The sequence below is a fragment of the Streptomyces sp. NPDC054956 genome (genome assembly GCF_053609185.1).
The window spans coordinates 1-6,359 of record NZ_JBSGXB010000380.1 but is presented as its reverse complement, the minus strand read 5'-3'; the positions used below and the strand labels follow the sequence as shown (position 1 = coordinate 6,359).

General features: G+C 74.2%; 6 protein-coding genes. 2 read left to right on the top strand and 4 right to left on the bottom strand.

Features of this window, described 5'->3' with window-relative positions; all coding sequences use genetic code 11:
• Window positions 1–131 precede the first annotated feature (131 nt).
• The 4 genes from ACWGDE_RS34585 to ACWGDE_RS34570 form a co-directional block, all read right to left on the bottom strand.
• A complete protein-coding gene (locus ACWGDE_RS34585; RefSeq protein WP_453393020.1) occupies window positions 132–1,544 on the bottom strand; it encodes a bifunctional RNase H/acid phosphatase in 1,413 nt (470 codons plus the stop codon).
• On the bottom strand, window positions 1,544–2,287 hold the full coding sequence (locus tag ACWGDE_RS34580) for a zinc ribbon domain-containing protein (protein ID WP_453393021.1): 744 nt from the start codon (window positions 2,285–2,287) through the stop codon (window positions 1,544–1,546). Before ACWGDE_RS34580 ends, ACWGDE_RS34585 begins: the two co-directional genes overlap by 1 nt.
• Entirely contained in the window at window positions 2,284–3,141 is an 858-nt protein-coding gene (locus ACWGDE_RS34575) for a Nif3-like dinuclear metal center hexameric protein (protein WP_453393019.1), read from the bottom strand. The genes ACWGDE_RS34580 and ACWGDE_RS34575 overlap by 4 nt, the downstream gene beginning before the upstream one ends.
• A gap of 101 nt (window positions 3,142–3,242) precedes the next feature.
• Window positions 3,243–4,280, bottom strand: coding sequence for an ABC transporter substrate-binding protein (locus tag ACWGDE_RS34570; RefSeq protein ID WP_453393018.1), 1,038 nt, complete (start codon window positions 4,278–4,280; stop codon window positions 3,243–3,245).
• A 217-nt stretch (window positions 4,281–4,497) separates the two neighbouring features.
• On the opposite strand from ACWGDE_RS34570, the gene ACWGDE_RS34565 reads away from it, so the two are divergent.
• Complete coding sequence (locus ACWGDE_RS34565) at window positions 4,498–5,655, top strand: hypothetical protein (protein ID WP_453393017.1); 1,158 nt, start codon at window positions 4,498–4,500, stop codon at window positions 5,653–5,655.
• Between the two features lie 20 nt (window positions 5,656–5,675).
• A complete protein-coding gene (locus tag ACWGDE_RS34560) occupies window positions 5,676–6,305 on the top strand; it encodes an HAD family hydrolase (protein ID WP_453393016.1) in 630 nt (209 codons plus the stop codon).
• Window positions 6,306–6,359: the final 54 nt, after the last annotated feature.

The following is a 6,359-nucleotide window of genomic DNA, read 5'->3' as shown; positions in this document are numbered from 1 at the left end:
CCCTCCTCCGGTCCTCGCGCTGACGTCGCCCTTTCTACCAACCGGCGGCGCCTCATCGCCGGGGGATTACGACGACGAGGCCCCCCGCCGGTGAGGGCGGGGGGCCTCGTCGTGCGTCCGGTGGGTGCCGGTCAGCGCAGGTGGGACGTGTCGTTCAACAGGCGGACCGAGGCGTTGCCGTCCGCGTAGTAGGCCACCGCCGAGAGGGAGGCCGCGGAGAGCTCCATCTTGAACAGCGCCTCCGGCGGCGCGCCGAGCGCGAGCCGGACCAGGATCTTGACCGGGGTCACGTGCGAGACCAGCAGCACCGTGCGGCCCGCGTGCTCGGCCAGCAGCCGGTCCCGGGTGGCCGAGATGCGGCGGGTGGCGGACGCGAAGCTCTCGCCGCCGCCCGTGGGGGCGGCCTTCGGGGAGTCCAGCCACGCCTGGAGGTCGTCCGGGAAGCGCTCGCGCACCTCGCCGAAGGTCATCCCCTCCCACGCCCCGAAGTCGACCTCGCGCAGCCCCTCTTCGACGGTGACCGCGAGTCCGAGCCGGTCGGCGACGGCCTGCGCGGTCTCCCGGCAGCGCCGCAGCGGGGAGCTGATCACCGTCTGGATGGTGCCGCGCGCCGCCAGCGCCTCCGCCACGGCCGCGGCCTGGCGCCGGCCCGCCTCGGAGAGTTCCGGATCGCTGCCGCCGCTGCCGGAGAACCGCTTCTGCGGGGTGAGCGCGGTCTCGCCGTGGCGCAGCAGCACGAAGGTGGCCGGGGTGCCCATGTCCGGGCCCCACCCCTGCCCCGCTGCGGGCGCGGCGGTTCCGGTGGACGCGACGCCGGGCGCGCCGGCATCGGGCGCGGCCGCCACAGCCGTGTCCGGCCCGGAAGCCGGGGCCGCCGCCGGGAGTTCCACCGGGCGCCCGGCGGCCGGACCTGCCAGGTCCGCCGGGTCACCGAACAGGGTGCCGGCGCCGGCCTGTGCGGAGCCCACCCGGGCGCCCGCAGCGGCGGCCGCGCGGGTCCTCGTACCGCTGCCGGAGGCCAACGCCGCCCGTACGGCCGCGGCGCCCTTCGCCGCATCACCGACAGGCCCGGCGAGGGCAGCGGCCGCCGAGGCGTCCAGGGCGGCGGAGGAGTTCGAGGGCTCCCACTGCTTGCCGCGCTTGCCCGCGTCCATCGCCTCGTTCGCGAGCCGGTCCGCGTGCTTGTTCTTCTCGCGCGGGATCCACTCGTACGTCACCTGCGCGCGCGGCAGGATCTTCGCCGCCTCGGCCGCGAGCGGCTTCATGTCCGGGTGCTTGATCTTCCAGCGGCCCGACATCTGCTCGACGACCAGCTTGGAGTCCATGCGTACGAGGACCACCGCGTCCGGGTCCAGCTCGCGGGCGGCCTTCAGCCCGGCGATCAGTCCCTTGTACTCGGCCACGTTGTTCGTCGCGACGCCGATGTACTCCGCGCGCTCGGCCAGCGTCTCGCCCGTGGCCGGGTCGAGGACGACGGAGCCGTAGCCGGCGGGCCCCGGGTTGCCCCGGGAGCCGCCGTCGGCTTCCACAACGAACTTCGGCATCAGATGCCCGAGTCGGCCATGCGGACCAGGATGCGGCCGCAGCTCTCGTGGCGGACGACCTGGTCGCGGGCGGCGGCCTTGATCTCGTTGACCTCGGCGAGGTCGAGCTCCAGGCGGCAGCCCTCGCAGCGGCGCTGCGACAGGCGGGCGGCGCCGACGCCGCCCTGCTTCACGCGGATCTTCTCGTACAGGGCGATCAGCGCGGCCGGCATCGTGGAGACGATGACCTCGCGGTCCTTGGCGATGCCGGCGGCCTCGGCGTCGATCTCGCCGGTGGCGGCGTCACGGCGCGCGGTGGCGTCGGTCAGCTTGGCCTCCAGGGCGGCGACCCGGTCGGTCAGCTCGGTGACGCGCTCCTGCGCGCCCTCCAGGCGCTCCATGACCTCGAGGACGACGTCCTCCAGGTCGCCCTGGCGCTTGGCGAGGGAGACGACCTCGCTCTGCAGGTTGGCCAGGTCGCGGGCGGAGATGCCGGCGCCGGATTCCAGGCGGGCCTGGTCGCGGGCGGCGCGCTGGCGCACCTGGTCCACGTCCTGCTCGGCCTTGGTCTGCTCGCGGGCGGCGTCGCTCGCCTGCGTCTGGGCGGCGACGAGGAAGTCGCGCTGCTGGGTGAGGTCCTTGGTCAGGGAGTCGACCTCGGCGTGCTCGGGCAGCGACTTGCGCTTGTGGGTGAGCTGAGACAGCCGGACGTCCAGGGCCTGGACGTCGAGAAGTCGGATCTGGTCGGCGGGCTCGGCGTTCAGTTGGGGGCTCCAGAGATAGAAGGGGGTGTCACGGACGGCGCGTGCGCCGTCCACGGGTCGGTGACCGTGCGCGAGACGTGGGTACGCAGACCCCAGCCGTGGCGCTCGGAGATCGCGTCGAGCTGCGCGGCGGCCTGCTCGCACCAGGGCCACTCGGTGGCCCAGTGGGCGGCGTCGACGAGGGCGAGCGGGGACTGCTCGCGGGCCTCGGAGACCGGGTGGTGGCGCAGGTCGGCGGTGAGGAAGACGTCGACGCCGGAGGCGCGGACCTGCTCGAAGAGGCTGTCGCCGGAGCCGCCGCTGACGGCGACGGTACGGATCCTCGCGTCGGGGTCGCCGGCCACGCGGATGCCCTGCGCGGTCTGCGGCAGCCGCGCGGCGGCCCGGGCGGCGAACTCGCGCAGGGTCTCGGGGCGGTCGAGCTCGCAGATCCGGCCGAGGCCGCGGCGGCCGGTCGGGTCGCTCGGGTCGGGGACGAGCGGGCCGGTGACGCGCAGGTCGAGGGCGCCGGCGAGGGCGTCGGAGACGCCGGGGTCGGCGGTGTCGGCGTTGGTGTGGGCGACGTGCAGCGCGATGTCGTTCTTGATCAGCGTGTGCACGACGCGGCCCTTGAAGGTGCCCGCCTCGACGGTGGTGGTGCCGCGCAGGTAGAGGGGGTGGTGGGTGACGACCAGGTCGGCGCCCAGCTTCAGCGCTTCGTCGACGATCTCCTGGACCGGGTCGACGGCGAACAGGACACGGGAGACCTCGGCGTCGGGATCGCCGCAGACGGTGCCGACGGCGTCCCACTGCTCGGCCCGCGAGGGGGGCCAGAGAGCGTCCAGCGCGGCGATGACTTCAGAGAGACGGGGCACAGGCCAAGGCTACCGTCCGTACCGACCGGCCCTCGGCCTCCCGGCCCGGCAACTCTCACCCCGGGCCGGGTGCGGCAGCGCCGCGCCACTTGATCGGGCCCCTACTTGATCAAAAACGCGCGCAGGTCGTCGAGGACCTTGTCGGCGGCGGTCACGCCGAGGCCCAGGTACCAGGTCTCGTCGGCGACGTCCTTGGCCTGCCCCTGCTTGACGGCCTCCAGGCCCTTCCACAGCGGGTTGTCCTCGGCGGAGTCGCGCTTGGTCTTGTCCTTGGCCCCGTAGACGCCGGTGAAGATCCAGTCGGCTGCGGCCTCGTCCATGCGCTCCGGGCTGATCTCCACGGCGAGGTCCTCGACCTGCTGGTTCTGCGGGCGCGGGATGCCGGAGTCCTTCAGGATCGTGCCGATGAAGGAGGCGCCGGCGTACAGGCGGGTCTTGCCCGGCATGTAGCGCAGCATCGTCACGGTCGGCTTCTTCTCGCCGAGGTCCTCGCCGAGCTTCTTCGCCTTGGCCCGGTAGGCGTCGAGCTTGGCCTCGGCCTCGGCCGTCCTGTCGAGGGCGGCCGCGTTGAGGAGGTAGTTCTCCTTCCACGGGAAGCCGGGGCGGATGGAGAAGACGGTCGGGGCGATCTTCGAGAGCGCGTCGTACTTGTCCGCGGAGCGCAGCTGGCTGCCGAGGATCAGGTCGGGCTTGAGGGCGTTGATCGCCTCGAGGTTGAGGTTGTTGATGGTGCCGACGGACTTGGGCTCGCCGGCGTCCTTCTCGAGGTAGCCGGGGATGCCCTCGTCGCCCTCGGTGGGCGCGTAGCCGACGGGCTGCATGCCCAGCGAGACGACGTTGTCCAGTTCGCCGACGTCGAGGACGACGACCCGCTTGGGGGCGGCCTTGAGCTCGGTGGAGCCCATGGCGTGGGTGACGGTGCGCGGGAACTGGCCCGCCGCCGCGGTGGTCCCGAAGGCCGCCGTCTTCTTCGCCGCGTCGGAGAAGTCCTTGCCGCCCTGGGCGGCGGCCTTCTTCTCGGTGCCGCCGGCCGGCGCGTCCTTGGCCGCCTTCTCCCCCTGGCCCCCGCAGGCGGTGAGGGCGAGTGCGGCTGCTGCGGCGAGGGCGACGGCGGCGACGGGACGGCGTCGGAGGGACATGGAACGTCTCCTGGGGGTGGGGAGCGGGTAAAGCACGAAAAAGGGGTTAGGTATGCCTAACCACGCCCTCACCCTAAACGCCCCGATATCGCACAGCACAATCCGCGCCTCCCCCACAGGCGAATCCGTGCGCGGCCACCCGTATGTGTGAAGCGGGGGTTGTCGCGTTGTCCGGCGGGAAGCGCGATCACTACGGTCCTCGGCGGAGGTGCCGCAGATGACCATCTGTGCGATCGAGAAGACGACGACGGTCCCGTTCACCATCGCCGCGGACGGGTCCTACGCCGCCCGGCTGGCCGGGGACGGCGAGGCCCGGTACCCGGAGCGCTGGACGCTGGCCGGGCCCGAGCCGTACGCGGTGCCGCTGCCGCTCGCGCAGCCCGAGGAGGCCGACAGCGAGGTACTGCCGCTGGCCGACGGGCGGGTGCTGATCCACCGGCGGGTGGCCGAACGGCACGCCTTCGCGCTGCTGTACCCGACGGGCGGCGGCCCCGTGAGCGGCGGCCTGGCGGGCGCCGGGCCGCGGACCGGGGAGCTGGAGCTCGGATCGATCTCGCCGCAGGACGACCCGGGCGCGGGCGAAGGCGTACGGGTCACCCTGCTGCCGCCGTCCCCGGACGGGCGCGGGGCCTTCGCCCTGGCCGTGGGGGCCGCCGCGACCACGGTGTGGCAGGTCGCCGGGACCCCCTTCGGCCCGGAGCGGGTCGCCCGGATCCCCGGGCGCTGCTCGGGCGGGGTCTGGCTGGACCGGACGGGCCGGCTGCTGGCGCTGGACCGCGAACTGGACGGCCCGCGCGGGCCGGTGACCAAGGCCGTGGCCGTGGACCTGGAGCGGGCCGGGGAGGTTTCCCCGCTGCTGCAGATCGCCGAGGGCAGCGACGACCGGCTGCTGCTGGCCGACCCGGACAGCGGGCTCCTGCTGATCCGCTCGGACGCGCCGGGCGAGCTCCGGCTCGGCTGGGGGGTCCTGGGCAGTGCCCGCCCGGTGCGCTTCCCGGAGTGCCTGCGGGCGGTCGGGGCCACGGCGACCCCGTTCGCGGTGCAGCCGGGGCAGGCGCTGATGCCGGAGAGCTGCGGGGTCGCGCTGCGGGTGGACGAGGCCGGCGACGGCTACGGCGGGAGCGTGGCCGGGCTCGCCCTGTGGCGCCCCGCCGACCGGCACGTGTTCCGCCTCGGTGCCCCGGCCGGCTGGCTCGGCGGCACGGGCCGCTGGACCCCCGAGGGCCGCCTGCACCTCCCGTACTCCACCCCGGAGGTCCCCTGCGGAATCCTCGGCACCACCATCCCGGTGTCCCCGCCGCCGCCCATCCACCTGGACCCCGCCCCACCCCGCGCCACCCGCCCGGTCCCCCTCCAGCAGGCCCCGCTGGGCTGAGCGTCTGATATCCAGGCCCGGTGACGAATTCCAAGCCTTATGACGCCGTCCTGTGCGACCTCGACAACGTGATCCGCTTCTTCGACGAGACGCACGTGACGGCCCTGGAAGCCGCGGCCGGCCTCCCCGCGGGCACCACGGCCTCGCTGGCTTTCGCGCCCGCCCTGGACGGACCGCTGCTGGTGGGGCGCACGACCCGGCCCGAGTGGATCCGCTCGATAGCGGCCGCGCTCGCCGAGGACGGCCGGCTGTCCCCGGACCGCGCCGACGAGCTGGCCCGGGCCTTCGGCGGTTCGCCGTTCTCGGCCGACGGGACGGTGGTGGCGATGCTGCGCCGGGTCCGGGAGGCGGGCGTCCCGCTGGTCCTGGTCACCAACGCGACCCTCGACCTGGAGGACGAGCTGGAGACGCTGGGACTGACGGACCTCGCCGACCACGTCGTCAGCAGCGCCCGGGTGGGCGTGGCCAAGCCCGACCGGAAGATCTACGAGATCGCGGCCGACCGGGCGGGAGTCCGGCCGCACCGGTGCCTGTTCATCGACGACCGGCTGGAGAACGTCGAAGCCGCCGTCGCGCTCGGGATGACCGGCGTCCACTACCGGGAGCCCGCCGACCTGCACGGGCCGCTCGCCTTCGCGCTCGCGCGGTGAGGATCCGGCCGGGAGCACCGGCCGCCGACGCCGGTGGGGTGACGGGTCCAGGGC

What these genes read in the sequence shown, in the direction of transcription:
- ACWGDE_RS34570 (WP_453393018.1), bottom strand. Translation starts at nt 4,280, where the DNA reads ATGTCCCTCCGACGCCGTCCCGTCGCCGCCGTCGCCCTCGCCGCAGCA.
- ACWGDE_RS34565 (WP_453393017.1), top strand. Translation starts at nt 4,498, where the DNA reads ATGACCATCTGTGCGATCGAGAAGACGACGACGGTCCCGTTCACCATC.
- ACWGDE_RS34585 (WP_453393020.1), bottom strand. Translation starts at nt 1,544, where the DNA reads ATGCCGAAGTTCGTTGTGGAAGCCGACGGCGGCTCCCGGGGCAACCCG.